Source organism: Arthrobacter sp. SPG23 (assembly GCF_000876655.1).
Classification (GTDB): domain Bacteria; phylum Actinomycetota; class Actinomycetes; order Actinomycetales; family Micrococcaceae; genus Arthrobacter.
Genome location: NZ_JYCN01000015.1, coordinates 175,228 through 200,229, shown reverse-complemented (window position 1 = coordinate 200,229; position 25,002 = coordinate 175,228). Strand labels below are relative to the sequence as shown.

The 25,002-nt window shown below is 66.7% G+C and carries 28 protein-coding genes, 6 tRNA genes and 1 riboswitch; of the genes, 17 read left to right on the top strand and 17 right to left on the bottom strand.

Annotated features, from left to right (window positions below):
* Positions 1-16: 16 nt before the first annotated feature.
* Positions 17-412, bottom strand: a complete 396-nt coding sequence (hisI, locus tag TV39_RS08665; protein ID WP_043480638.1) for a phosphoribosyl-AMP cyclohydrolase — start codon at positions 410-412, stop codon at positions 17-19.
* A gap of 101 nt (positions 413-513) precedes the next feature.
* Between hisI and TV39_RS08660 the strand changes: the two genes are divergently transcribed.
* On the top strand, positions 514-1,158 hold the full coding sequence (locus TV39_RS08660; protein ID WP_043480637.1) for a TIGR03085 family metal-binding protein: 645 nt from the start codon (positions 514-516) through the stop codon (positions 1,156-1,158).
* 9 nt (positions 1,159-1,167) lie between these two features.
* Here TV39_RS08660 and hisF read toward each other — a convergent pair whose 3' ends face one another.
* The 14 genes from hisF to TV39_RS08590 all read right to left on the bottom strand — a co-directional run bounded on the left by hisF (position 1,168) and on the right by TV39_RS08590 (position 12,489).
* Positions 1,168-1,944 carry an imidazole glycerol phosphate synthase subunit HisF gene (gene hisF / locus TV39_RS08655; protein ID WP_043480636.1) on the bottom strand — a complete coding sequence of 259 codons (777 nt, stop codon included), beginning with the start codon at positions 1,942-1,944 and terminating at the stop codon, positions 1,168-1,170.
* Between the two features lie 75 nt (positions 1,945-2,019).
* Positions 2,020-2,880, bottom strand: a complete 861-nt coding sequence (gene hisG, locus TV39_RS08650; protein WP_043480635.1) for an ATP phosphoribosyltransferase — start codon at positions 2,878-2,880, stop codon at positions 2,020-2,022.
* Between the two features lie 58 nt (positions 2,881-2,938).
* Positions 2,939-3,202: a phosphoribosyl-ATP diphosphatase gene (locus TV39_RS08645; RefSeq protein ID WP_028270786.1), complete on the bottom strand. Its 264-nt coding sequence runs from the start codon at positions 3,200-3,202 to the stop codon at positions 2,939-2,941.
* A gap of 104 nt (positions 3,203-3,306) precedes the next feature.
* The gene (gene ribH / locus TV39_RS08640) at positions 3,307-3,792 is read right to left on the bottom strand and encodes a 6,7-dimethyl-8-ribityllumazine synthase (protein WP_043480634.1); all 486 of its coding nucleotides are present in this window, start codon (positions 3,790-3,792) and stop codon (positions 3,307-3,309) included.
* A 55-nt stretch (positions 3,793-3,847) separates the two neighbouring features.
* Complete coding sequence (gene ribA, locus TV39_RS08635) at positions 3,848-4,561, bottom strand: GTP cyclohydrolase II (RefSeq protein ID WP_043480633.1); 714 nt, start codon at positions 4,559-4,561, stop codon at positions 3,848-3,850.
* Entirely contained in the window at positions 4,558-5,307 is a 750-nt protein-coding gene (gene ribB, locus TV39_RS08630) for a 3,4-dihydroxy-2-butanone-4-phosphate synthase (RefSeq protein ID WP_082049574.1), read from the bottom strand. Before ribB ends, ribA begins: the two co-directional genes overlap by 4 nt.
* Positions 5,304-5,972 (bottom strand): riboflavin synthase, encoded by a 669-nt coding sequence (locus tag TV39_RS08625; RefSeq protein WP_043480632.1) that lies wholly within the window; start codon positions 5,970-5,972, stop codon positions 5,304-5,306. The genes ribB and TV39_RS08625 overlap by 4 nt, the downstream gene beginning before the upstream one ends.
* Positions 5,972-7,150, bottom strand: coding sequence for a bifunctional diaminohydroxyphosphoribosylaminopyrimidine deaminase/5-amino-6-(5-phosphoribosylamino)uracil reductase RibD (gene ribD / locus TV39_RS08620; RefSeq protein WP_043480631.1), 1,179 nt, complete (start codon positions 7,148-7,150; stop codon positions 5,972-5,974). Before ribD ends, TV39_RS08625 begins: the two co-directional genes overlap by 1 nt.
* Positions 7,151-7,266: 116 nt before the next feature.
* A riboswitch (FMN riboswitch) is annotated at positions 7,267-7,419 on the bottom strand.
* Between the two features lie 60 nt (positions 7,420-7,479).
* The gene (gene rpe / locus TV39_RS08615) at positions 7,480-8,172 is read right to left on the bottom strand and encodes a ribulose-phosphate 3-epimerase (protein WP_043480630.1); all 693 of its coding nucleotides are present in this window, start codon (positions 8,170-8,172) and stop codon (positions 7,480-7,482) included.
* Positions 8,173-8,217: 45 nt separating this feature from the next.
* On the bottom strand, positions 8,218-9,864 hold the full coding sequence (locus TV39_RS08610; protein WP_043480628.1) for an RsmB/NOP family class I SAM-dependent RNA methyltransferase: 1,647 nt from the start codon (positions 9,862-9,864) through the stop codon (positions 8,218-8,220).
* Entirely contained in the window at positions 9,861-10,781 is a 921-nt protein-coding gene (gene fmt / locus TV39_RS08605) for a methionyl-tRNA formyltransferase (RefSeq protein WP_043480627.1), read from the bottom strand. The genes TV39_RS08610 and fmt overlap by 4 nt, the downstream gene beginning before the upstream one ends.
* Complete coding sequence (def, locus tag TV39_RS08600) at positions 10,778-11,365, bottom strand: peptide deformylase (RefSeq protein WP_043480626.1); 588 nt, start codon at positions 11,363-11,365, stop codon at positions 10,778-10,780. Before def ends, fmt begins: the two co-directional genes overlap by 4 nt.
* A gap of 64 nt (positions 11,366-11,429) precedes the next feature.
* Entirely contained in the window at positions 11,430-12,311 is an 882-nt protein-coding gene (locus TV39_RS08595; protein WP_043480625.1) for a PD-(D/E)XK nuclease family protein, read from the bottom strand.
* Positions 12,312-12,414: 103 nt separating this feature from the next.
* Positions 12,415-12,489, bottom strand: a tRNA-Val gene (locus TV39_RS08590).
* A 317-nt stretch (positions 12,490-12,806) separates the two neighbouring features.
* Between TV39_RS08590 and TV39_RS08585 the strand changes: the two genes are divergently transcribed.
* From TV39_RS08585 to TV39_RS08560, 6 genes are all read left to right on the top strand, one after another.
* Positions 12,807-12,879, top strand: a tRNA-Gly gene (locus TV39_RS08585).
* Between the two features lie 46 nt (positions 12,880-12,925).
* Positions 12,926-12,996: transfer RNA gene (locus tag TV39_RS08580), tRNA-Cys, on the top strand.
* A gap of 41 nt (positions 12,997-13,037) precedes the next feature.
* Positions 13,038-13,112, top strand: a tRNA-Val gene (locus TV39_RS08575).
* Between the two features lie 55 nt (positions 13,113-13,167).
* Positions 13,168-13,240: transfer RNA gene (locus tag TV39_RS08570), tRNA-Gly, on the top strand.
* A 37-nt stretch (positions 13,241-13,277) separates the two neighbouring features.
* A tRNA-Val gene (locus TV39_RS08565) sits at positions 13,278-13,352 on the top strand.
* A gap of 174 nt (positions 13,353-13,526) precedes the next feature.
* A complete protein-coding gene (locus TV39_RS08560) occupies positions 13,527-13,784 on the top strand; it encodes an antitoxin (protein WP_043480850.1) in 258 nt (85 codons plus the stop codon).
* 75 nt (positions 13,785-13,859) lie between these two features.
* Here TV39_RS08560 and zapE read toward each other — a convergent pair whose 3' ends face one another.
* Positions 13,860-14,897, bottom strand: coding sequence for a cell division protein ZapE (zapE, locus tag TV39_RS08555; RefSeq protein ID WP_043480624.1), 1,038 nt, complete (start codon positions 14,895-14,897; stop codon positions 13,860-13,862).
* A gap of 218 nt (positions 14,898-15,115) precedes the next feature.
* Here zapE and TV39_RS08550 point away from each other — a divergent pair, with 218 nt between their 5' ends.
* The 3 genes from TV39_RS08550 to ybaK are packed head-to-tail and all read left to right on the top strand — an operon-like array spanning position 15,116 to position 17,025.
* Positions 15,116-16,027 (top strand): sulfurtransferase, encoded by a 912-nt coding sequence (locus TV39_RS08550; protein ID WP_043480623.1) that lies wholly within the window; start codon positions 15,116-15,118, stop codon positions 16,025-16,027.
* Between the two features lie 10 nt (positions 16,028-16,037).
* Positions 16,038-16,499 carry a SufE family protein gene (locus TV39_RS08545; RefSeq protein ID WP_043480622.1) on the top strand — a complete coding sequence of 154 codons (462 nt, stop codon included), beginning with the start codon at positions 16,038-16,040 and terminating at the stop codon, positions 16,497-16,499.
* A gap of 13 nt (positions 16,500-16,512) precedes the next feature.
* A complete protein-coding gene (ybaK, locus tag TV39_RS08540; protein ID WP_043480621.1) occupies positions 16,513-17,025 on the top strand; it encodes a Cys-tRNA(Pro) deacylase in 513 nt (170 codons plus the stop codon).
* On the opposite strand, the gene TV39_RS08535 is transcribed toward ybaK, so the two are convergent.
* Positions 17,009-18,253, bottom strand: coding sequence for an alpha/beta hydrolase family protein (locus TV39_RS08535; RefSeq protein WP_043480620.1), 1,245 nt, complete (start codon positions 18,251-18,253; stop codon positions 17,009-17,011). The genes ybaK and TV39_RS08535 overlap by 17 nt on opposite strands.
* Positions 18,254-18,475: 222 nt before the next feature.
* Between TV39_RS08535 and TV39_RS08530 the strand changes: the two genes are divergently transcribed.
* The 7 genes from TV39_RS08530 to TV39_RS08500 all read left to right on the top strand — a co-directional run bounded on the left by TV39_RS08530 (position 18,476) and on the right by TV39_RS08500 (position 24,979).
* Entirely contained in the window at positions 18,476-18,967 is a 492-nt protein-coding gene (locus TV39_RS08530) for a hypothetical protein (RefSeq protein WP_043480619.1), read from the top strand.
* Positions 18,968-18,981: 14 nt separating this feature from the next.
* A complete protein-coding gene (gene msrB / locus TV39_RS08525) occupies positions 18,982-19,467 on the top strand; it encodes a peptide-methionine (R)-S-oxide reductase MsrB (RefSeq protein ID WP_235347312.1) in 486 nt (161 codons plus the stop codon).
* 156 nt (positions 19,468-19,623) lie between these two features.
* A complete protein-coding gene (locus TV39_RS08520) occupies positions 19,624-21,033 on the top strand; it encodes a DUF6421 family protein (protein ID WP_043480618.1) in 1,410 nt (469 codons plus the stop codon).
* Positions 21,030-21,734 (top strand): SDR family oxidoreductase, encoded by a 705-nt coding sequence (locus tag TV39_RS08515; RefSeq protein WP_043480617.1) that lies wholly within the window; start codon positions 21,030-21,032, stop codon positions 21,732-21,734. Before TV39_RS08520 ends, TV39_RS08515 begins: the two co-directional genes overlap by 4 nt.
* A gap of 37 nt (positions 21,735-21,771) precedes the next feature.
* On the top strand, positions 21,772-22,860 hold the full coding sequence (locus TV39_RS08510) for a threonine aldolase family protein (RefSeq protein ID WP_043480616.1): 1,089 nt from the start codon (positions 21,772-21,774) through the stop codon (positions 22,858-22,860).
* Positions 22,861-22,921: 61 nt separating this feature from the next.
* Complete coding sequence (locus TV39_RS08505) at positions 22,922-23,572, top strand: DUF3000 domain-containing protein (RefSeq protein ID WP_043480615.1); 651 nt, start codon at positions 22,922-22,924, stop codon at positions 23,570-23,572.
* Positions 23,573-23,629: 57 nt separating this feature from the next.
* Positions 23,630-24,979: an HRDC domain-containing protein gene (locus tag TV39_RS08500; RefSeq protein ID WP_043480614.1), complete on the top strand. Its 1,350-nt coding sequence runs from the start codon at positions 23,630-23,632 to the stop codon at positions 24,977-24,979.
* Positions 24,980-25,002 lie beyond the last annotated feature (23 nt).

Genomic DNA, 25,002 nt, shown 5'->3' with positions numbered 1-25,002 from the left:
AGTTGCCTGGACGGTGCTAGCCGGCGTTATCGGCGTCGCCGGTAACGACGGAAAGACCGCGGCCGTCGAAGCAGGTGCGCGTGCCTGTGTGGCAGGCCGCCCCGACCTGGTCAACGCGGACCAGCAGGGCGTCGCCGTCGCAGTCCATTGCAACGGATTTCACCCATTGCACGTGGCCGGAGGTGTCTCCTTTGCGCCAGTACTCCTGACGGGAACGGGAGTAGAACGTCACCCTCCCGGTGGTCATGGTGCGCCGTAGCGCCTCGTCGTCCATCCAGCCGAGCATGAGCACCTCGTTGGTGTCGAACTGCTGGACGACGGCGGCCACGAGGCCGGCGCCGTCGCGCTTGAGGGCCGCCGCTACTTCGGCAGGCAGGACAGGTACTGGGGCGGGGGCGGGCTGCTCAGACATCAGACCAAGTCTAGTGCCTCCCCGTAGTGTGACGATCAGGGTCAAATCCGGCGGCGCTTCCAGTGCGCAACTCGCGGCCTCTCGTGCTAGTTTCACAAGTGATGCATTTCGTCGATCCGTCCCGAGAAGTCCTGGCCGAAACCCTGCTGGCGGCCGGTCCTGACTCCCCCACGCTCTGCAGGGGCTGGCGCACGCGCGACCTCGCCGCACACCTCTACCTGCGCGAACGCAAGGCGGGTGTAGGGCTTGGCCTGATCATCAAGAGCCTGGCCAAAGCCTCGGACGAGGCCACCGCGAAGCTGGCTGCGAAACTGAAGACCCCCGAGGACTACACCCGGCTGGTCAACACCTTCCGCGCCGGTCCCCCGGCGTTGTCGCCGCTGAGGATCAGGGCCCTGGCCGAAAGCTCCAACCTCATTGAGTACTTCGTACACACCGAGGACGTCCGCCGTGCCGTGGACCGCTGGGCGCCGCGCGCCCTGGACGAGGAATACTCCGACGCTCTGTGGGACGAACTCATCAAACGCGCAGCCATTTTGTACCGCGGCGTGGACCTGGGCATTGTGCTGGTGCGTCCGTCCGGTCCCCGTCACGTCGCCAAGCGCGCGCCCGTGTCGGTGGCCATCGTGGGCGAACCGGGCGAGCTGCTGATGCACGCCCACGGGCGTACCCGGCACGCGCTGGTGACCTTTGAAGGGCAGCCGGACGCAGTGGCGCTCCTCCAGTCAGCCGAAGTCGGGCTCTAACAACGGCCCTTAGCGGACCTCGAAGCCCGCTTCACGGATGGCGGTCTTGACCTGCGAAATCATGTCCAGCGGGCCGAAGTGGAAAATCGACGCCGCCAGCACGGCGTCCGCTCCGGCCGCGACGGCGGGCGGAAAGTGTTCGGGCTTGCCTGCCCCGCCGGACGCGATGATGGGGACCTTGACGGCGGCCCGGACCAGGCGGATCAGTTCGATGTCGAAGCCGTCCTTGGTGCCGTCGGCATCAATGGAGTTGAGCAGGATCTCGCCCACGCCGCGGTCCGCGGCTTCGCGCGCCCACTCGATGGCGTCGATCCCGGTCCCCTGCCGGCCGCCGTGCGTGGTCACCTCAAAGCCCGACGCCGTGGGCTCGGATCCGGGCCGGGTGCGCCGGGCGTCCACGGAGAGGACCAGGACCTGGGAACCGAAGTGCCGGGTGATTTCGTCAATGACGTCCGGCCGGGCCACGGCCGCCGTGTTGATGGAGGCTTTGTCCGCGCCGTAACGCAGGAGCTTGTCCACCTCGGCCACGCCGCGGACGCCGCCGCCGACGGTCAGCGGAATGAAGACTTCCTCGGCCGTCCGGCGAACCACGTCGAACGTGGTCTCGCGGTTGCCCGAGGACGCCGTAACGTCCAGGAACGTCAGTTCGTCCGCCCCGCCGTTGTCGTAGCGGTGCGCCAGTTCCACGGGATCGCCGGCGTCCCGGAGGCCCTCGAAGTTGATGCCCTTGACCACGCGGCCGGCGTCAACGTCCAGGCACGGAATGACGCGCACTGCTACAGCCATGATGTCTCCTGAGGATTTGCTGATGGGAGATTCGGTGGGGTCCGCCGGGAGCGGTCCGGGCCTAAACGGCCAGGCTCAGATCCGGCAGGCGTGGATGCTGCTGACCAGGATGGCCCGGGCGCCCAGGTCGTAGAGCTCGTCCATGATCCGGTTGGTTTCCTTCTTCGGCACCATGGAACGGACGGCAACCCACTCGGAGTCGCGCAGCGGCGAGACCGTGGGCGATTCCAGGCCGGGTGTCAGCGCCGCAGCCTGCTCCACGAGCTCCTTGCGGATGTCGTAGTCCATCAGGACGTACTGCCGGGCCACGAGCACGCCCTGCAGGCGGCGGATCAGGACCTCGACCTCCTTGGCTGTGCCGTTCGCGGCGCCTTCCTGGCCGGTGCGGCGGATCAACACCGCCTCGGACTTGAGGATCGGTTCACCGAAGATTTCCATCCCGGCCGCCTTCAGCGTGTTCCCGGTTTCGACGACGTCGGCAATCGCGTCCGCGACGCCGAGCCGCACCGAGGATTCCACGGCGCCGTCCAGGCGGACCACCTTGGCGTTGATGCCGCGCTCGGCGAGGTAGCCGCGCAGGAGTCCGTCGTAGCTGGTGGCGAGACGCTTGCCTTCGAGTTCTTCCACCTTGGTGAAGTCGCCCACCGGACCGGCGAAACGGAAGGTTGAGGCGGCAAAGCCCAGCGGCAGCAGTTCCTCAGCCTCCACCTCGGCGTCCAGCAGCAGGTCGCGGCCGGTGATGCCGACGTCGAGCGTTCCCCTGCCGACGTAAACGGCGATGTCGCGCGGGCGGAGGAAGAAAAATTCAATGTCGTTGTCCGGGTCCACCATGACCAGCTCGCGGGTATCGCGGCGCTGGCGGTAGCCGGCTTCGGACAGCATGGCCGAAGCCGCTTCGGACAGGGATCCCTTGTTGGGGACGGCAACTCGCAGCATGGGGGTCTTTCTGGGTTAGGAAGTCTTGGTTACAGGCAATCGGCCACGCTCAGCATGGCTACAGATGCTTGTAGACGTCTTCCAGGGTCAGGCCTTTTGCCAGCATCAGAACCTGCAGGTGGTACAGGAGCTGGGAGATTTCCTCGGCCGCGGCCTCGTCGGATTCGTATTCGGCAGCCATCCATACTTCGGCGGCTTCCTCCACGACCTTCTTGCCGATGCCGTGGACTCCGGACTCCAATTCTGCGACGGTGCGGGAGCCTGCCGGGCGGGTGGCTGCCTTCTCACTCAGTTCTGCGAACAGCGTCTCGAAATTCTTCACGCCCTCCAGCCTACTTGCTCCGGGCCTGAGCCCGCCTGTCGGGCCGTTCCATGACGGCGCCGATGTGAGGCAATACACAGGTCCGGAGCAAGCAAAGGGGACGCCTAGCTGTACTGCTTCAGGGTGACCGCGGTGGCCAGCGCGGCGGTGACGGCTTCGTGTCCCTTGTCCTCCTTGGACCCGGGCAGGCCCGCGCGGTCCAGGCCCTGCTGCTCGGTGTCGCAGGTGAGCACGCCGAAGCCAACCGGAACGCCGGTGTTCACGCTGACGTCGGTCAGGCCCATCGTGGCCGCCTCGCAGACGTACTCGAAGTGCGGGGTTCCGCCGCGGATCACCACACCCAGCGCCACAACGGCGTCGAAGTGCTTGGCCAGCCGGGCGGCGGCCACGGGGAGCTCAAAGCTGCCCGGCACCCGCAGGACGGTCGGTTCGCTGATGCCGGCGTCCTTCGCGGCGCGGAGCGCACCGTCCAGCAGCCCGTCCATGATCTGCGTGTGCCAGCTGGCGGCCACAATGGCCAGCTTCAGCTGCGACGTCTCCGCCGGGTCAAGGGTGGTGAGGTCGATCTCCGGTGCGCCGTGTCCACTCATCTAAAGTCTCCTGGTTCGTTCTATTTTTTTGGGGGTCAGGCTTGTCAGCGCTGATTCAGTCTTGTTCGTGCTGGAAAGGGCCCTGGCCGACGGCCGGCAAGACCGTCACCGGTTCGCTGCCCTGGGTGTCCAGGACGAGCCGGTGGTCCATCCGGTCCTTCTTGGTCTGCAGGTACCGGATGTTCTGTTCGCGCGAGGGAACCTCGGTGGGAACCATTTCGACGACGGTGACGCCGGCGTCAGCCAGCCGGTTCTGCTTGTCCGGGTTGTTGCTGAGCAGGCGCACTTCGTTCAGTCCCAGCTCGGCCAGGATCTGTGCGGCGGCGTTGTAGCAGCGCGCATCCACCGGAAGGCCCAGCTGCTCGTTGGCTTCGACCGTATCGAAGCCGGCTTCCTGCAGGGCGTAGGCCTTGATTTTGTTGGCCAGCCCAATGCCGCGGCCTTCCTGTCCGCGCAGGTACAGCAGCGTGCCGCCTTCCTCGCTGATCTTCTCCAAGGCATAGGCCAGTTGCTCTCCGCAGTCGCAGCGGTAGGAACCGAAAACGTCACCGGTGAGGCATTCCGAGTGCAGCCGCACCAGGGGCGCCGTACCGTCCACAGGCGGAATGGGCGAACTCACGGCGAGGTGCTCGACGCCTGTCACCAGGTCGGTCCAGGCCTGGGCCACGAAGTCCCCGAATTCACTGGGCAACTGGACAATGGGTCCGCCGCTGACCGGATGCGGCCGGCGCCCGGCCTTCACGTCTTTTCGTGCCTCTGAAGCCGTCATCGCATCTCCTCATTCCCCGCCGGGACCGGCGCCTGTCCGTCGGGCAGCCCTGCATCCAGGTAGGCCACCAGATCCTCGATCGAGATCAGGGGGCATCCATGTTCTGCAGCGAAGCCGCGAAGTCCGTCCAGGCGCATCATTTCTCCGTTGTCGTACACCACCTCGGCGATCACGCCCACTGGCTCCAGTCCGGCAAGCCGGCACAGGTCCACGGCCGCTTCGGTGTGGCCCGGACGTTCACGCACTCCACCGTTAACGGCCCGGAGCGGGAAAACATGCCCGGGACGGGTGATGGATTCCGGGCGGCTGGCCGGATCTGACAGCACCCGGGCGGTGAGTGCCCGGTCCGTTGCCGAAATTCCCGTGCTGACGCCGATTGCCGCATCGCAGGAAACCGTGTACGCGGTGCCCTTGGAGTCTTCGTTGACCTCGACCATTGGCGGCAACAGCAGGGCATCCGCCCGGGCTCCGTCGAGCGGCACACAGATCACTCCGGAGCTGTAGCGGACGGTCCAGCCCATCAGCTCAGGTGTGGCGTGCTGGGCGGCGAAAATGATGTCGCCTTCGTTTTCGCGGTCCTCGTTGTCCACCACCAGGACCGGGAGGCCGGCAGCCATGGCCCGGACGGCGTCTTCGATCGGGTCCAGGCCGACCCGGCGGCCCGCCGGCGCTGCAACAGGAATGCCCAACTCGTCGGTGCCCAGTTCACCGGGGTGGAGTTTCGGAGTGTTCCTGACCTGGCTCATTTGGAGTCCCCCGTTCCGGCTGGCACGTTGCCGGTGCCAGCGCCGACGGCGGCGGCGCCGGCGAAGGCGAGCAGGCGTTCGGTGTACTTGGCCAGCACATCGACTTCGAGGTTGACCCTGCTGCCGAGGTTCTTGGCGCCCAGGCCTGTCTCGGCCAGGGTGGTGGGGATGAGTCCCACTTCGAACCAGGGTGCCGGTTCAGCGGCGTCGCTGACAGCCGTCACGGTGAGGGAGACACCATCGACGGCGATGGATCCCTTCTCAGCGATGTACCGGGCAAGCCGCACGGGTACTCCGAACCGCAGGCGGTCCCAGTTGCCCAATGCTTCGCGCTCCAGCAGTTCCCCGACGCCGTCCACGTGCCCCTGGACAACGTGTCCGTCCAGGCGTCCGCCGGCCGGAACACAGCGTTCCAGGTTCACGGTGTCGCCCGCGTCGAGCTCCCCGATGGTGCTGCGGACCAGGGTCTCGCCCATGACGTCGACGCTGAAGTCCTTGCCGTCGATGGCCGTGGCAGTCAGGCAGACGCCGTTGACGGCGACGGAGCCGCCCAGGGCTAGTCCCTCAGTGCTGCCGGGCGCGTGGAGGCGCACCGTGGCGCTGACGTCGCCGTTGCGTTCAACAGACAGGACCCTGCCCTGCTCGGCGATAATTCCGGTAAACATCAGTTGCCTCCTGTGGCAGTGCCCGCGCCGGTGCGGTGCGGTAAGGATTGGAGTGGGCTGGTGGGGGAAGGAAAGAGATCCGGGACAACCGGTTCGGCAGATACGCCCGAGGCAGCCGGCGAGGCAGCCTCAGCTGCCGGTCCGGTGTGCCCCGGGAAGAGGTGGAGCCTAAGATCCCTCCCGAGGGTCTGCACGGCTCCCCCGGACGCCTGGTCCCAGTCCCAGGCCTGGGCGTCGGCAAGGGTTGTGATGCCGAGGTCGTTGAGGGCGGCCGTGCCGGACCCCAGCAGGGTGGGCGCAAGGTAGACGATCAGTTCGTCCACCAGCCCGGCGGCGAGGAACGCGCTCAGGATGCTGGATCCGCCTTCCACCATGACGTGCCGGACACCGGCGGAGAAAAGCTGCTCCAGTGCCGCGTGCGGATCCCGGGTGGGCAGGTGCAGGACGCGGCCGTCCTCCCCGTGAATGGCGGCGTCGTCGGGGATTCCCCTGAGCCCCATGACCGCGCGCAGCGGCTGGCTGTCCGCCGTCTTACCTGACGGGTCCCGGGCAGTGAGCCGGGGATTGTCCACCAGGAGCGTCTGCGTGCCCACCAGGATGGCGTCAACCCGGCTGCGGAGTGCGTGGTTGTCCGCGAGGGATTCCGGGCTGGAGATCCACTGGCTGGTGCCGTCCGCAGCCGCGATGCGGCTGTCCAGGGTCTGGGCGATGTGGAGGGTGACGAACGGGCGCTGGCTGAGAACGGCTTCGAACCAGCGGCGGTTCAGCTCGAACGCCGCGCGGGCGGAGAGGCCGGAACGTACGCTGACGCCCGCGGCCCGCAGCGTTGCGGCTCCCCCGGCGGCGGGATCATGGGGGTCGTCGACGGCGTACACCACTGAAGCGATGCCGGCGTCGATAATGGCCTGGGCGCACGGACCGGTCCGTCCGCAGTGGTTGCAGGGTTCGAGGGTGACCACCATGGTGGATCCGGCCAGGTCGACGCCCTTCATGCCGGCCTGGGCAATGGCGTCAGCCTCGGCGTGCGCCGTCCCGGCGCCCCGGTGGTAACCGGTCACGAGTTGCCGGCCATCGGGTCCGACGACGACGGCGCCCACCAGCGGGTTTGCCCCGCGGGGTCCCAGGAGCGCGGCGTCGAGGGCTGCCTCCATGGCATCGATCTCGGCAGCACTGAACATAACTGTTGTCTGCGGCGTCAAAGCGTTCGTCGTTCCTTCCCTCGAGAACCGCGAGGCTCCGGGGGTATACGACAGCGCAATGCTGCACCGCCCGAAGGGCAGTGCAGTAACAGCTGTACGTGCTTCTCTCATCCAGACTTTAACTGTCGGTACCGGAATTTCACCGGTTCAACCGTCCGCCGGAACAGTTCCTGGAGAGGATCTGTGCCGGCTCGCGGGTCGCGGACTGTCACCGCCGGTTCGGACTTACACCGACCCCGGAGCACGTAGTGTGTGTTGTTATTCTGTCACAACTGAGTGACTGGCCCGTGTATTCCCGTCAGACTCCGTCATGATTCCGAAACAGAGTGTGCCGCGGACGGGACCGCACGGGAGCCGGCTGCCCGGAGGCGGTCAATCGCCGCGGCGGGGTCCTCCGCACCGTACACGGCAGAGCCTGCCACGAAGACGTTGGCTCCTGCTTCGGCGGCCCGGACGATGGTTTCCTCGGTGATGCCGCCGTCCACCTGCAGTGCCACCCCGGTGCCGGAGCCGTCGATGGCTGCCCGGGCGCGCTTGATCTTGGGAAGCGTCAGGTCCAGGAACGACTGACCGCCGAAGCCGGGTTCCACGGTCATGATGAGCAGCAGGTCCAGTTCGGACAGCATGTCAAGGTAGGGCTCCACCGGGGTGCCGGGGCGCAGCGCCATGCCGGCCTTGGCCCCGCGTGCGCGGAGTTCCCGGGCCAGTTTGATCGGCGCAATCGAGGCTTCAGCGTGGAAGGTCACCGAGGCGAGTCCCGCGTCGGCAAAGGCGGGCGCCCAGCGGTCGGCGTCGGCGATCATCAGGTGTGCATCCAGCGGCACCGGGCTCACGGCCTGGATGCGCTGGACCACGGGCAGTCCGATGGTCAGGTTCGGCACGAAGTGGTTGTCCATGACGTCCACGTGGACGGCATCGGCGTTGCTGATTCTGCGCAGCTCCGCCTCCAGGTTGACGAAGTCGGCGGAGAGGATGCTGGGGTTGATGCAGCACTGAGCCATGTCGGCTCCTTTCACAGAGGCGGGGGGATCGGGTATGGCGGAGGATCAGGGTTTCTTGTGGATGAGTGCCAGGAACATGGCGTCGGTCCGGTGCACATGGGGCCACAGCTGGGCTGTCATGTCATGGCCGGCCTCGAGGTGCCCTGGCAGGCTGACCTTATCCAGCGCCGCGCCGGCGTCGAGCAATTCCAGGTCGTCCCGCTTGCGCAGCGCGTCGGTCACCACGGCGGTGGTTTCGGCCGGATGCGGCGAGCAGGTCACGTACGCCACCACGCCGCCGGGGCGGACTGCGTCCAGGGCTGACTTAAGCAGTTCCCGCTGGAGCGGCCCCAGGTCAGCGAGGTCCTTGGGCGTCCGCCGCCACCTGGACTCCGGCCTGCGCCGCAGGGCGCCAAGTCCGCTGCAGGGGACGTCGACGAGCACGCGGTCAAAAGTCCCCGCCATTTCAGTTCCGACGTCGCGGCCGTCCCCGGTCCGGACATGCCAGACCTCATGCGGGACCGCGGCCAGCGCCTGCCGCACCAGCTTGGCACGGTGCGGGGCGGGTTCGTTGGCCAGCAGGGTGGCCCCCTGCTGCCGGGCAAGGGCACCCAGCAGGGCTGCCTTGCCGCCCGGTCCGGCGCAAAGGTCCAGCCATTTTTCGCCGCCCCGGCCGGAGGACTGCACATCCGCGCCTTCCGCAGCCACTGCTTGCGGATCCACCGACTGCAGATCCGCCGAATGCAGATCCACGGCGGCCATGGCGCGGGCCACCAGCTGGGAGCCCACGTCCTGCACCCTGGTGCTGCCTTCACGCACGGACGCCAGCCGCCCGAGGTCTCCTCCGCTGGAGAGCGCTGAGCCTTCCACGAGTTCCCCGGCCGTGGCGCCGCCTTCCAGCGCTTCGTCCAGGTTCCCCAGTCCGGGCAGCGCCACGAGGTTGACCACCGGCGCAGCGTTGTCTGCTTCAAGGAGTTCGTTGATTTCGCTGACCGGGCGGCCGTGCGCCACCAGCGACTGCCGCAGCGCGCGGACAATCCACTCCGGGTGGGCGTAGCGGATGGAGGCCACGCGGGTTTCGTCCTGCTCGTCGCTGACCAGCAGCTCCAGCCACTCGTCCAGCGTGTGCGCGGAGACCTTGCGCAGGACGGCGTTGATCAGGGCGGACGGCCCGGCGCCAATGACCGCGCGCGCCAGTCCCACGGTCTGGTCGAGGGCCGCATGGGCTGGTACGCGCATGGCCAGCAACTGGTGGGCACCGATCCGCAGGGCGTCGAGGATGGCAGGATCCAGCTGGTCCAGCGGCCGGTCGACGCAGCGGGCCAGGATGGCGTCGTAGGTCCCCTGCCCGCGCAGGGCCCCGTAGCTCAGTTCGGTGGCGAAGCCGGCGTCCCGTTTGTCCAGGCCGTGGTGGCGGATCCGGGCCGGCAGGACCAGGTTTGCGTAGGCGTCTTCCGATGCGACGGCACGCAGCACCTCAAAAGCCACCAGCCGTGCCGGGTCAGCACGCCGCGTGCGCTGGGAAGGAGCGTTCTCGCTGAAGTTCCGCTTCGGGCCGCGGTTGCGTTCCCGGCCCTGCGCGTCCCGCTGGCTGCCTTGGCGGCGGCTGCCGGACGAACCCCCTGACTGCCCGCCTGCTCCTGCTCCGCCGCCGGTGTTCCCCTGACGGGGGCCCTTGCCGCGGCCGCTGCCGCCCGTTCCGGACTCACTCATTCGAATACCACGCCTTCCAGTGCTGCCTGTCCGCGCGCCCAGTCAGCGGCGGCCATCATCTTTTTGCCCGAGGGCTGTATCCGCGTCAGCTCAACGGGGTGGGAGCCAGTACCCACCAGAACGCTCTTCCCGTCGAGCAGCACCTGGCCCGGCGGCAATGCCGGAGCGTCGGTCCGGAGCGCAACCGGTTCGAGTTTCACGCGCTGACCGTCCAAGGTGGTCCAGGCGCCGGGTTCAGGCGTGACGCCGCGGGCACGGCGCCCGATGGCGAGGGCCGGCTGGTGCCAGTCGATCCGTCCGTCATCGATGCCGAGTTTGGGTGCCAGGGACACGTCCCCCGACTGCGGAACAGCTACTGCCCGTCCCGCTTCAATGGCGGAAAGGGTCTGCGCGAGCAACACAGCGCCGCTCTGCGACAGGCGTTCCAGCAGGTCACCGGAAGTGTCATCCGGGCGGACGCCCTCGGTGAGGGTGCCGAACACCGGGCCGGTATCCAGCCCTTCTTCGAGGAGGAACGTCACCGCCCCGGTGATGTCGTCGCCGGCCATCACGGCCCGCTGCACCGGTGCGGCACCGCGCCAGGCCGGCAGCAGGGAAAAGTGCAGGTTGATCCAGCCGTGCCGGGGAACATCAAGCGCCGCGCGCGGGATGAGGCCTCCATAGGCCACGATGGCTGCAGCGTCCGGAGCGGTGGCGGCTATCCGGGCGGTCACCTCCGCGTCAACCTTCGCGGCATGGATGACCTCTATGCCGAGTTCGGCGGCGCGCGCGGCAACGGGCGACGGCGTGAGCACCCGTTTGCGTCCGATCGGCGCGTCCGGACGGGTCAGGACGGCAACGACGTCATAGCCGGCCTGCACCAAAGCGTTGAGGGACGGTACCGCGACGGCCGGAGTACCGGCGAAGAGTACCCTCACTCGGCGGCGCCGAAACTGCCGCCGCCGAAGCTGCCGCCCCCGAAACTGGAACCTACAGTCTTGGCACGCTTCGACGTCGTACGTTCGGTAATTGCGTCGTAGTTTGCATTGCGGATGGAACGCAGGGCGGCCTTGCGGGCTTCGCCCTCGAGCCTGTCCGTGAAGAGGATGCCGTCGAGGTGGTCTGTCTCGTGCTGGAAGCAGCGGGCCAGCATGCCTTCGCCGTCCACGGTGACGGGATTGCCATGGAGGTCGACGCCGGTAACCCGTGTAGCGCGGCGGCGGCGGACGGGGAAGCCAAGGCCCGGGATGGACAAGCAGCCCTCCACTTCGTCGGGCTGGAAGTCCTCGCTGTTTTCAAGCACCGGATTGATGATGTGGCCTTCTACTCCGCCGATGCGGTAGGTGAAAACCCGCTTGCTGACACCGACCTGGGGCGCTGCCAGGCCTGCGCCGTCCACATCCTCCATGGTCTCGGTCATGTCTGCAACGAGTTTTGCGAGTTCCGGCCCGAATTCCGTCACGGGTTCGGCAACTGTGCGCAGCACAGGGTCGCCGATGATGCGGATATTCATAATGGCCATGTGCAATCTGTCCTTCGGTGATACGGGATAGGCGGTAGGGATCCAGTCCAGTTTAGTTGGCCGGCTACCTGCCGGGCACAGCCTGAAGTGCGGGCGGTGCCGCGGGCAACGACGGCGGCGCCACCGGAAGAAGGGCCGTTCCGGCACTAACGGTGTCGGCCGACATCTCCCAGACCCGCCTGAGGGCGCAGAACTTCCACCAGTGGTGCTTGAGCACCTCCGGGTTGGCACGCATCGGCCGGACCTCCGTCTGCCCGATGGCCACCGCCAGCAGGATCGGGGAGTCGCCGTGCTGCCACGGTTCCCACTCCCCCGCGACGGGATCGACGAGGCTTTCCTCGGCCTTCATTCCGGCCACCAGCTGCATGACCACTTTGTCATCCAACGGCTTGACGGTTCCGTCCCGGGTGGTGCCCTTGGTCTTGTAGTCGATGATGCAGGTCCTGCCGTTGATCCTGGCAACGAGGTCAAGGGTGCCGGCGTAGCCCACGGTCTTGTTCCAGACGGTGACTTCCGGCGCAACGGGCTCAACACCAAAGAGTTCCCACCACTCGTCGAAGCGCGCTGCGAACGCTTCCTCGCCGTTTGCCGCCAGCGCCTCCCGCATTTCCTTCATCTGATGGGGCCGCCCGAGGGCCCGGAGCGCAACCTGTTCGCAGTAGTTATGCACGCGGTCTCCGCGCTTTGCGGCGTCGTCCCGGTACGCCTCCGCGGCCTTTGCCGCACGGCTGACGGCCTGGCGGACTTTGGCGGGACTGCCCAGGATACCGGGGAGCAGCGGATCGCTGGCCAGGCTGTTTGCCCCCATGTACCCGAACCAGCCGTCAAGGCCGTGGGGCTGCTGGCCGATGACGGTGGTGATGGACGGAACGGAAAACGACTCGGAGGTCGAGCGCGCATACATCCGCCCGTATTCCGTGGCGTGGGCAAGCAGTGGATCTGTCATGCAAACACTCTTTCATGAAGGGCCGACAGGATTGCGGGGCGCAGGAGACGCGGCCGGAAAGCGAAATGGCCCGTTCCGCTGGTCAGCGGAACGGGCCATTCATTGGTGGGCGATACTGGGTTCGAACCAGTGACCTCTTCGGTGTGAACGAAGCGCGCTACCACTGCGCCAATCGCCCCAATGCCATTGAATGCTAGCCCACCCCGACGCTATTTGGAAAATCGAAGGCCTCCGCGCCCCTCCGGCCCCGGATTGCGTCGCCGGAGGGTCCGCCCGCCGGCGGCCGTCGAAACTTCCCGGAAGGGACAACCGACGCGTCGCCAGCGCCGAATTACACATCTGTAATTAGGAAAATCCCCTAGATTTCAAGGAAGCGGGGCCATCCGGAGCAGATGACGACGCCCCGATTTGTAAGTTCCCTGAACCTCCTATAGAGTTCTTACTCGTTGGAACGCGAGGAAATGCCGAATGCGGCACGGAAATGCTGACAATAATGCGGACGTAGCTCAGCTGGTAGAGCACCACCTTGCCAAGGTGGATGTCGCGAGTTCGAATCTCGTCGTCCGCTCGCAGGACACTGTCATGGCGAAGGTTTTTCGGAACCTGGCTTACACGGTGGGTTGGCCGAGAGGCGAGGCAGCGGCCTGCAAAGCCGTATACACGGGTTCGAATCCCGTACCCACCTCGGTGAAAACCTTGGTATCCGGTTAATCCCGGAGAACATTTGGGCGATTGGCGCAGCGGTAGCGCGCTTCCCTGACACGGAAGAGGTCACTGGTTCGATCCCAGTATCGCCCACCAGAGCAAGGCAACTTGCTTGTTGAAGTACCACCGGCCCGGCCGGCATGGACTGAATGCGGACGTAGCTCAGCTGGTAGAGCACCACCTTGCCAAGGTGGATGTCGCGAGTTCGAATCTCGTCGTCCGCTCTCTTTCTTTAATTCCACTCCGGATCCTTCCGGTTGCGGGCGATTGGCGCAGCGGTAGCGCGCTTCCCTGACACGGAAGAGGTCACTGGTTCGATCCCAGTATCGCCCACCATCAAGCAGCTCTCCGGAGCTGCTTTTTTGTTGTCCAGACGCGAACGAAGCTCCCGAAATAGGGCACCTGGACCCTAGACAACCCCACGGCGCGTGCCCTTGGCACGCCCGGTGACTCGGGGCTAGGATCGAAAGCGGAGGAGCAATCTGGCTCCGCGACAGAAGGGAGGTGCCCGTGGGTATTCTTGACGATCTAAAGGGCAAGGCTCAGCGACTGGTTGGTGGCAATGAACAGGCCATCAAGAACGGCATCGGCAAAGCCGGTGATTTCATCGACTCAAAGACCGGCGGAAAGTACGCCGACAAGATCGATTCCGTCCAGAAAGGCGCAGCCGGCCTCGTGGACAAGGTCGACCCGAAGCCGCACGCGGCTCCAGTCGACGAACCTCCCGTCGCCGGAGAGCCCCCTGTAGCCGGAGAACCCCGGCCGTAGGGCTAATAACCCAGGAACGTCAGCGAGGTGCCGGTCCCGCCGTGAGGCGGCGCCGGCACCTTTGGCGTTTAAGAGCTAGGACGGTTCGTGGTTCTGGCCTTCGCGTGCCAGAGCCGTGAGACGGGACACCGCCCGGAAGTACTTCTTGGTGTAGCCGCCGGTCATCATCTCTTCCGTGAAGAGCTGATCGAACGGGACCCCGCTGGCCAGGATGGGCACGTCCTTGTCGTACAGCCGGTCGGCCAGCACCACGAACCGTAGGGCCACCGCCTGCTCGGTGATGGTTTCCACATCACGCCACACCACACCCTCGATGCCCGCCAGAAGCTGCCGGTACCGGCTGGGGTGGACGCCGGCAAGGTGGTTGATGAGGGTTTTGAAATCATCCCGGGCCACGGTCTTGCCGTGGAATTCCGCCTGCATGTGGTGAGTCAGGTCTTCGTTCTTCAAGGGAGCCGGCGCTGCCGGGAGTCCGCGGTGGCGGAAGTCCTCGCCGTCGATCCTGACGACGTCGAACTGGTCTGCCAGCACCTGGATCTCACGCTGGAAGTCGACGGCAGCGAACCGCCCGTCCCCCAGTGAACCGGGGAGGGTGTTCGAGGTTGCGGCCAGCTTGACGCCGGCGTCGGCCAGCTCCCGCATGAGCCGTGACATCAGGACCGTATCGCCCGGATCGTCGAGTTCGAATTCGTCGATGCACACGAGCTTGTAATTGCTCAGCGCTTCAACCGTCTTGCGGAAGGACAGTGCGCCAACCAGATTGGTGTACTCAACGAAGGTGCCGAAGGCCTTCGGACCCGGGGACGCATGCCACAGGGAGGCGAGCAGGTGCGTCTTGCCCACGCCGAAGCCGCCATCCAGGTAGATGCCGGCACGGGAGTTGTCCTTCTTCGCGAACAGCTTCTTGAAAAGTCCGGAGCTTCCGTTGGCGCCCACACCGGTTGCGAAGGATTCCAGCGCCGTCACCGCTGCGGCCTGGCTCGGCTGCGAAGAATCGGGCCGGTAGCTGGCAAAGGAAACCTCTCCGAACCGCGGGGAGGGATAGAAACCCTTGAGGAGTTCATCCACGGAAACAGACGGTGTCCGCGCGGAGAGCTGTTCGATCTGTACCAAGGTGGTCCGTTCTGCTGGTCTCGTGTCCCCAGAAAGGATACCGGCAATGCGGCACCGGCCTCATAACGCGGCGAGCCCACGTGACCAAGGCCATATTTCCCCCTGTGAACGCAGTGGGGCATAACCGCCGGGGCGTGGCTAGTGTTGGAACTGGCCCGCCGCAGCGACGCTTTCCGTCGGCAGGGGCCCCATGACCGTTTCAGTGAAAGGCCATCCCCATGTCCTACCCAGTTGAAGAGAACGACAAGTTCGCAGCGTACGCGCACCCGGAGCGCCTCGTCTCCACCGAGTGGCTGGCGGCTGCCATCGACGGCGGCGCCCTGGCCGACGGCAAACTCGTGGTGGTGGAGTCTGATGAAGATGTCCTGCTCTATGAGACCGGCCACATCCCGGGGGCCGTCAAGATCGACTGGCACACCGACCTGAACGACGAGGTCACCCGCGACTACGTGGACGGCAAGGCGTTTGCGGCCCTGGCCGCAGCCAAGGGCATTTCCCGGGACAGCACCGTGGTGATCTACGGCGATAAATCCAACTGGTGGGCAGCCTACGCGCTGTGGGTATTCACGCTCTTCGGCCACGAGGACGTCAGGCTGCTCGACGGCGGCCGCGACAAGTGGATTGCCGAGGACCGCGCACTCACCACGGATGTTACTGTCCCCGCTCCTGCCGAATACCCGGAGGTCGAGCGCAATGACGCACCGATCCGCGCCTTCAAGGAAGATGTGCTGGCCCACTTCGGCAAGCCGCTGATTGACGTCCGCTCCACCGAGGAATACACGGGCCAGCGCACCCACATGCCCGCCTACCCGGAGGAAGGCGCCCTGCGGGGCGGCCACATCCCCACCGCAGCCTCCATCCCGTGGGCCCGGGCGGCTGCCGAGGACGGCACCTACCGCAACCGGGCCGAACTCGAAGCCCTCTACCTCGGCGAAGCGGGCCTCACGGAAGGCGACGACGTCGTGGCCTACTGCCGGATCGGCGAGCGCTCCAGCCACACGTGGTTCGCCCTGAAGTACCTGCTGGGCTTTGACACAGTCCGAAACTACGACGGCTCCTGGACCGAGTGGGGCAACGCTGTCCGTGTGCCCATCGCCAAGGGAACAGAGCGCGGAACGGTTCCGGCGTAAACTGGCCTTGATGAATACCCACGCCCTTCCCGCCCCCCTTGCGGAAATAGTTGATGACTTCCAGGCCCTGACCGAACCCGAGCGGCTGCAACTGCTGCTGGAATTCTCCCAGGGGCTCCCCGAATTGCCGGACCGGTTGAAGGACCATCCGGAACTGCTGGAGCAGGTTGTGGAGTGCCAGTCACCGCTGTTCCTGACCATTGAGACTGAGAAGAACGACGCCGGTTCGCCGGACAGCGTACGGCTCTACTTCAAAGCACCGAAGGAAGCACCGACCACCCGCGGCTTCGCAGGCGTCCTGCACGAAGGGCTCGACGGTCTCACGGCGACGGAAATCCTGGCGGTTCCGGACGACATGCCCGAACTCCTGGGGCTCACCCGTGCCATCACTCCCCTGCGTATGCGGGGAATGACGGCCATGCTGGGACGCATCAAGCGCAAGGTCGCCGCGTCCGCTGCCCCGAAGGCTTAGGCCAGGGCACAGCATGGCGCGCAAGCAGGCTTCCCAGGGAACGCCGGCCACGGCAGCACTCGCCGCGGCCGGCGTTCCTTTTGTGTTGCATCCGTACAGCCACGACCCCTCGGCTGCCAGTTACGGCATGGAAGCCGCCGACGTATTGGGAGTGGATCCTGGCAGGGTCTTCAAGACCCTGATGGTGGACGTTGACGGCCGGCTCGCGGTGGGGATAGTGCCTGTGCATGGAAACCTTGACCTGAAGGCAATGGCCGCGGCTCTGGGCGGCAAGAAGGCCGCCATGGCGGATCCTGCCACGGCCCAGCGCAGGACCGGGTACGTCCTGGGCGGAATATCACCGCTGGGACAGCGCCAGCCCTCCCCCACCGTCCTGGATGAGAGCGCACTCGGCCAGGACAGCATCCTGGTGTCCGGCGGCCGGCGCGGCCTGGACATCGAGTTGGACCCGGAACACCTGGTGAAGCTCACCGGCGCCATTACTGCCCGCATCGGAACCGGCCCGAAGGTTACTCCGGGCCGATAGCGGCAGTGCGGTCGGCGCCGGGGATCCGGGTGCGGGAGCCGGGATTGGCGCGGGGAGCCAGCTGCAGCCGCAGCCACGCGGTGACCAGGCCTTCCCAGCGCTCCGGATCGACGTTCCATTCCTTGGTGTGCCGTGCGTCCTGGAAGGTTTCGAAAGTGACCATCTCGGGGTTCTTCTCGGCGATGCTTGCCGAGGGTCCATAGGGTACGTATTCATCGTCGACGCTATGCAGGATCAGCGTGGGAGTCCGCAGTTCCACGGCGCGGGAGACCCAGTCCATCGATTTCAGGTCCACCGGCGCCGCCAGCCCGGTCAGGCGCCGGCCGAGGGGGTGGCCCATCATCAGCTGTCCGTAGCGTCCCACGGCAGACGGGATGCGATTCAGCTGCGCGTGGTGCGCCAGCACGTTCACCCAGTCAACCACCGGCGCGTCAAGCACCATGGCCCGGATCAGGTTGTGGTGCCGTGAAAGGTCCGCCGTCTGCAGGCAGATCGCGCCGCCCATGGACCAGCCAAACAACACGACCTCCCTGGCGCCGTTGGCGAGGGCGAAACTGATGGCTGCCTCGACGTCGCGCCATTCGGTGGAACCGAGGCCATAGCGGCCGTCGGGGGCCGACGGCGCCAGCCCGTCGTTGCGGTAGGAGATGACCAGGCTGGTCAGGCCGAGCTCCTGTGCCGGGCGCAGGGCACGCAGGCACTCCTGCCGGGTGGCGCCGCGGCCGTGGACCATGATGGCCCAGGTATCCGAAGGCGCCGGCGCGCGCACCAGCCAGGCCGGCGCGGTCCCGCCCTCGACGTCGATGTCCACGTCATCGGCCGACAGCCCGATGGACGCGGGATCCGGATAAGCGGCACCGCTCCAGTAGCCCCGGCGTGCCGTGGTGAGATCCCCGGAGTAGACGGCTTCCACCTCGCGCAGCACGGTGCGTTCGGCGGGTGAGTACGAGACGATCCTGCCGATTCGTGCGTGCCCGCGGCCGCCGTCGAAGAACAAGCCGTACACACCTTCCACGGTGGCGTCGTCGGTGGCGGCAAGGATGACCTGGAGGCCGTCCGCGGCACGGATGACCGCCAGCACTTCCTGGTTCTCATCGCGCACCCGCACCGGTGTGATAACCCGCCGCGCGAAGTAGAGGGCAAGGGCTGACGACCCGGCGCCCAGCAGGCCCGCCGCGGCGCCGCCCGCGATAACGCCGCCCACTGCCCATTTGGCACTGGAGGACATACCGGCGTCTGAGGCGGCTCGGAGCCCGCCCCCGGAAGGAAGCGGAGTTGCAGGTGTGGCCGGGCGCAGCCCCGGGATGGATGCCATGGATCCATTCTTACTGCTGCCGGCCCCGGGACATATTCGGGCACGCCGTGCGGGGCGGGACAGGGGCACTTGAGGGCGCGGACCGGCCCGGTCGAAATTCGTGCGGGAAGCCCGGGCCGGGACTAGGCTGGGGGCATGAGCGATCCAATCGTCATTCTGACAGAAGAGCCGCTGGGTGCGGACGACCGCGTAAACATCGAACGCCTGGTGGACGGGGGTGACGCGCCCCTCGTCGTGCTGGTCCCGGCCAACACGGAACGGCACCTCCTGGTGGACTTCCTCGAAAACCTGTCCCTCCTGGACGTCGCGAAGGCCTTCCGCGAACTGACCTCCCACGCCCCGGATCCTGCAACCGAGCGCGCCGCCGCCGCCGAAACCCTTGCGGTATCGCTCAACGCACTGGCAGGAATCGGCGGCGGAATCACCGGCGAGGTGGTGGACGGCGGCGCCGTGCAGGGACTCGTGGCAAAGGTCAAGGAAGTCGGCGCAGGCCAGGCCGTCGTCATCACGCGGCCGCATGCCATTTCCGACACCTTCCACACCGACTGGGCCAACAAGGCCCAGGACCAGCTGGGGCTGCCGGTGCTGCACCTGTATGCCGGCTCGGGATTTATCGGGGACTCCTGAGCGTTGTTGTAGCCATGAGCATCTTTAGCAACAAGCCGAAAGTCACGCCCGTCCAGGTCCCCGCCGATGGATCGGTGGCGGAAAATGCCGCTCCACGGGTTGAGAAGACCGACGAGGAATGGCGTCAGGAGTTGACGCCGGAGGAGTACCGGGTGCTCCGGCAGGCAGGCACCGAGCGGCCCTACACCGGCGAGTACTGGGACACCCACACCGCCGGCGTCTACACATGCCGCGCCTGCGGCACGGAGCTGTTCACCAGCAATGAGAAATTCGATTCCCATTGCGGCTGGCCGTCCTTCTGGGCGCCCCTTGCCGACGGCACTGTCCGCTACATCCATGACCGCACGATGGGCATGGACCGGGTGGAGGTGCGCTGCGCGAGTTGCGACTCGCACCTGGGCCACGTCTTCGAGGGCGAGGGCTACGGCACTCCCACGGACCAGCGCTATTGCATCAACTCCGTATCGCTGACCCTGGTTAGGGCTGAAGACCCCAGGTAGTTGACGGCAGCCCTGCGCCCGCTAGGGCTGGGGCGGGGCTGCTGATCCACTTGCACAAGTCTTTCTTATGCTCAGGCTGATTTTGCATTAGGAGATCTGTTTGCTTGCTACGCTCGCCGTAGAAGCTCCAAGCAACCAGAAAGGCGATCGCCGACGATGACTACGACCGCTCTCACCGCCCCGGCCCGGCTCACCGAAAACCACCCGGAATGGCTGCGGATCAAGGCCGCCGCGACGGCACTCCAGGCCCTCCAGGTCCAGGACGGCTCCGTCCCGGATACCGCCGACCATGAGGCTGCTGCCGCACAAGTCAGCACCATCTGCACTGCTGTCAACGCACTGGCCCCCGCCTTTCCGCACGACGCCCGCTACCTCGAACTCCTGGTCAGCGACTTCGGCCGCTGGGCCGCCGGCGGATTCGGCGTGCCGGATTTCCTGGACTCCTTGCTCGCCTTCCAGCCGCAGCAGCACCGCGTCAACGGGCTGCAGCATCTGGTGGTCTTCCCCATGTACACCCAGAACGGCAGCAGCAGCCGCCTCGTGGAGGCCGTCCTGATCGAGGTCATCTGGCCGGAGTTCATTGCCGGCCTCGAGGACGGCGAGTACTCCAACAAGCTCTTCGTTCCGATCCGGTTCGTTGACTTCACGCCGGGCTACAACACCAACTCCGCGGTGCTGTTCCCGGAAACCGTCGCCGTCAGGGAAACCCCGACGTTCACGTGGGGCGCCATCTTCGCAGACCGGGAAGCAGCCCGCTTCCGCCGGGTGCTCGGGGCTGCTGCCGATATCACCCGGCTGGAGCTCCCCGCCGAAGCGGCGGAGTTCCTGGAGAACCAGGAACTCACCCAGGAAACGTTCGTGATGTGGGACCTGATCCATGACCGCACCCACATGCGCGGGGACCTGCCCTTCGATCCGTTCATGATCAAACAGCGCATGCCGTATTTCCTGTACTCACTGGAGGAACTCCGCTGTGACCTGACGGCCTTCCGCGAATGCGTGAAGATCGAAAAGGACGAAGAGGCTGCCTCCGAAGCCCGCCGTCACGCCAAGCTGGTCCAGTATGCCGTCATCTTCGACCGGATCTTCCGCTTCGCCATCACCGGCAGCCGGGTCCGCAACTACGACGGCCTCGGCGGCCAGTTGCTCTTCGCCTGGATGCACCAGCACCGTGTCCTCCACTGGACCGACAGCAAGCTCAGCATTGACTGGGATGAAGTTGCCGACGTCGTGGTTGAGCTCGGCGCCCGGATCGAGGAGCTTTACTGGCGCTCGATCGACCGACCGAAGATGGCCCACTGGCTGGCAGCGTACGAGCTGATCTCCGGGACCGTCACGCCGAACCCGGCGTCCGTCTGGGCCAAGGGCCCGGGTGCGCTGCCGCTGGCCGGACCGCCGCGCGGCCTGACCGACCAGGTGCTCGACGACGAATTCCCGCTGTCGATGTTCTATGAAGCCCTCGAGAAGAAGATGCGTCCGGTCATCGAGTCCACCGCCGGGATCACCGGCTCGTCAGACACCGGCAGCGGCGCCGCCGGCGACACGCGGGCCGTGAACGCCGGATGAGTGCCGGACACCCCCTGAACGTGGTTGTCACCGGCGGCAGCGGTCCGGCCGGGATCGCGGCCGCACGCGCGCTGCGCGAAGCCGGCCATACGGTCGTTACGGTCGGTTCGGACGGTCCCCGGATCGAGGCTGCCGCCGCGGAAGCGGGCGACGGCGTCACTCCCCTGGCCTGCGACCTCGCCAGCCTGGCCGACGTACGGGCGCTGCACGCCACCATTTCCGCCACTGCCGGAAGGGTCGACGGCGTCATCCACCTTGTGGGCGGCTGGCGCGGCGCCAAGGGCATCACCGACCAGAGCGACGAGGACTGGGACTTCCTGGAACGCTCAGCCGTCACCACCCTGCGGAACGTCACGCGGGTGTTCTACGACGACCTCGCCGCCTCGGAAACCGGCCGTTTCGCCATGGTGACCTCCACTGCCGCTGAAACACCAACGGCAGCGGGCGCAAGCTACGTCGCCGCCAAGGCGGCCGCCGAAGCATGGACTCTGGCGGTCGCCGAAGGCTTCAGCAGCGGGACTCACAGCGCCGCGGTCATCTTCGTGGTGAAGGGCCTCGTGGACGCAGCCATGCGTGAACGGTCCCCGTCCCGCAGCTTCCCCGGCTTCACCGACGTGACCGACCTGGCCGCTGCCGCCGTCGGACTTTTCACCACCCCCGCGGCTGAACTGAACGGCCGGCGGCTGGTCCTTAGCCGATAACGGCGGACATCCCTAGACTGAAAGCGTGACCAAAGCGATGACAACCACAGTTGAAACTGCCCCTGCCGCCACCGCGGCCCGGCTCCACGACCCTGCTGTCCGGGGGTTCGCGTCCGACAACTATTCGGGCGTCCACCCGGAAGTCCTGGCAGCGCTGGCGGCTGCCAACGAGGGCCACCAGGTCTCCTACGGCGAAGACGACTACACGGCACGGCTGCAGGTGCTCATGGAGGAGCACTTCGGGGCGGGCATCGAATGCTTCCCCGTCTTCAACGGAACGGGAGCCAACGTCCTCTCCCTCCAGTCCCTGCTCCCCCGCTGGGGCGCGGTGATCTGCGCGTCGACAGCCCACATCAACATGGATGAGAACGGCGCCCCGGAGCGGATCGGCGGGACCAAGCTCCTCCAAGTCCCCACCACGGACGGAAAGCTCACCCCGGAGTTGATCGACAGGGAAGCATGGGGATGGGGAGACGAGCACCGCGCCCAGCCCCTGGCGGTGTCCATCACGCAGACCACCGAGCTGGGCACCTGCTACACGCCCGAGGAGGTCCGCGCCATCGCGGACCACGTCCATGCCAAGGGCATGAAGCTCCACATGGACGGCGCCCGGCTGGCCAACGCCGCGGCCCACCTGGACGTGCCGTTGCGGACGTTCACCCGCGACGCCGGCGTGGACATCCTCTCCTTCGGCGGCACCAAGAACGGGCTGCTGTTCGGCGAAGTGGTGGTGGCGCTGAACCCCGGTGCCGCGCAGGGGCTGGTCTACCTCCGCAAGATGAACATGCAGCTGGCCTCCAAGATGCGGTTCATGTCCGCCCAGTTCATCGCCCTGCTGGAGGGCGACCTGTGGCTTCGCTCGGCCAGGCACGCCAACGCAATGGCTGCCCGGTTGCGCGCAGCAGTGGACGGGATCGACGGCGTGGAACCCACCCAGAAGACGGAATCCAATGGCGTGTTCGCCATCCTGCCCGCAGGCGTTGCGGACAGGCTGCGGGAATCCTTCCGCTTCTACGATTGGAACGAAGCCGCCCGGGAGGTCCGCTGGATGTGCTCGTTCGATACGAGCGAAGAGGACGTGGATTCGTTCGTCGCCGCCATCAAGCGGGAGCTGGCGGCCGGTTGACCGGCCGCACGGGGCGGCGAGCCTGCCGGGATCGGCGCCACAATTTGCGTAACCTGCGAATGTGAACGAACTCGCCCAGGTTCCCGCGGAGTTCCTTTCCGCTTTGGGATCCCTTCGAAAAGCACGGTGCCGCAGTGAGCTGCACCTGGACGAGATCCCGGCGCCCTCACGGCTGGCGCCCTTCGCCGTGGCCCTCGGAGCCGAGGTCATCGGGCCTGTCCCCGGACCGGCCCCTGCCGCCGTCCACGGACCGGTTTCCGCCGCGCTTGTCCGCGCTGCGGGAACTGTTGACGACGAAGCAGAGGAACTCGCCACCGGCCGGTTCATCCTGCTCTACGATCCCGACGGCTCGGCTGTTTGGGACGGGGAGTTCCGGATCGTCACCTACATCCGCGCCCAGCTGGAGGCGGAGATGGGAAACGACGAAATGCTCGGCTCGGTGGCGTGGACCTGGCTGGTCGAAGCGCTGGAGAACCACAAGGCGCCCTACCGCGAGGCAGGCGGAACAGCCACCAGGATCCTGTCCGAAAGCTTCGGCACGCTCGCTGACCGGCCGGGTTCCATCGACATTGAACTGCGGGCATCCTGGACGCCCGAAGGGCCGGATATCCGGTCGCACCTGGAGGCGTGGTCGGACATGGTCTGCACGTTCGCCGGACTCCCGCCGCTGCCGGAGGGCGTCTCCGCCCTGCCCCGCAGGCGGCGCAACTGACCATGGCTGGCTACGGCGGGGCGCCCTCCAGCGCGATGTCGGTAAACTGAAGGCATCATGACCCCTCAAAATCCGGAACACACCACAGCCGGCGTCCCGGCTGCTGACATCACTCCCCACATCACGGTGGAAGGCTTTGACAGCCTGGTCCCCGAGGTCATCGACCTGGACTCGCCACGCGACGGGGTACCACTGGTCATTGAAACTCCCGCCGGACTGGAACGCTGCGCCGCCGCCATTGCCGCGGGGACGGGCCCGGCCGGGGTGGACGCCGAGCGCGCATCGGGGTTCCGCTACGGCCAACGGGCCTTCCTGGTACAGATCCGCCGCGAAGGCTCGGGGACGTGGCTCATCGACCCTGAACCCTTCGGTGACCTGCGGATCATCAACGACGCCCTGGAAGGTGTCGAGTGGATCCTGCACGCAGCGAGCCAGGACCTGCCGTGCCTTTCCGAGCTGGGCATGTGGCCGCATAAACTGTTCGATACCGAGCTGGCCGCACGACTGGCGGGGCTGCCTCGGGTAGGCCTGGCGGCAGTCATCGAACAACTGCTCGGCTTCGGCCTCGCCAAGGAACATTCCGCCGCCGACTGGTCCACGCGCCCGCTCCCTGAACCCTGGCTGCGGTACGCGGCCCTGGACGTCGAAGTCCTCACCGAGCTGCGCGAAGAACTCATCGAGCTGCTCCAGGCCGACGGGAAGCTTGAATACGCCGAACAGGAATTCGCCGCCATCCTCGCGGCCGGGCTCGCCCCGCCCCGCGTGGATCCCTGGCGCAAGACCTCCGGGCTCCACCAGATCAGGGACCGCCGCCAGCTGGCCGCGGTCCGCGAACTGTGGCTGGAACGCGACTCCCTCGCCCGCAAGCGCGACGTTGCCCCCGGCCGGCTCATCCCCGACTCCGCGCTTGTGGCGGCAGCCAAGGCCATGCCCGCCACCGTGCCGCAGCTGCTAGGCACCAAGGGCTTCCACGGACGCGCCGCCCAGCGCGAGGCCCCCCGTTGGCTGCGCTGCATCGCTACGGCGCGGGCCATGGAGGAGCTGCCGCCGCTGCACCTGCCCACCAACGCACCGCCGCCGCCGCGCGTGTGGGCGGACAGGGACCCGGCCGCAGCCGAACGCCTGGCCACTGCAAGACCCCTCCTGCAGGACAAAGCCGACGAGCTGAACCTGCCCGTCGAAAACCTTCTCACGCCCGACTTCCTCCGCCGGGTGGCGTGGCGTCCGCCCGCGGAGCTCAGCGAGGAAGGGATCGCCGAGGAGCTCGGTGAACTCGGTGCCAGGCCCTGGCAGATCGAGCTGACGGCTCCCCTGATCACCGCCGCGTTCCTCAATCCGCAGCCGCTGCCGCCCAAGGAACCCAAGGAACCGAAGGAACCCAAGGCCGCTCCCGGCGCGGGAAGCTAGGCTTCCCGGACGTGTCCTCCCAG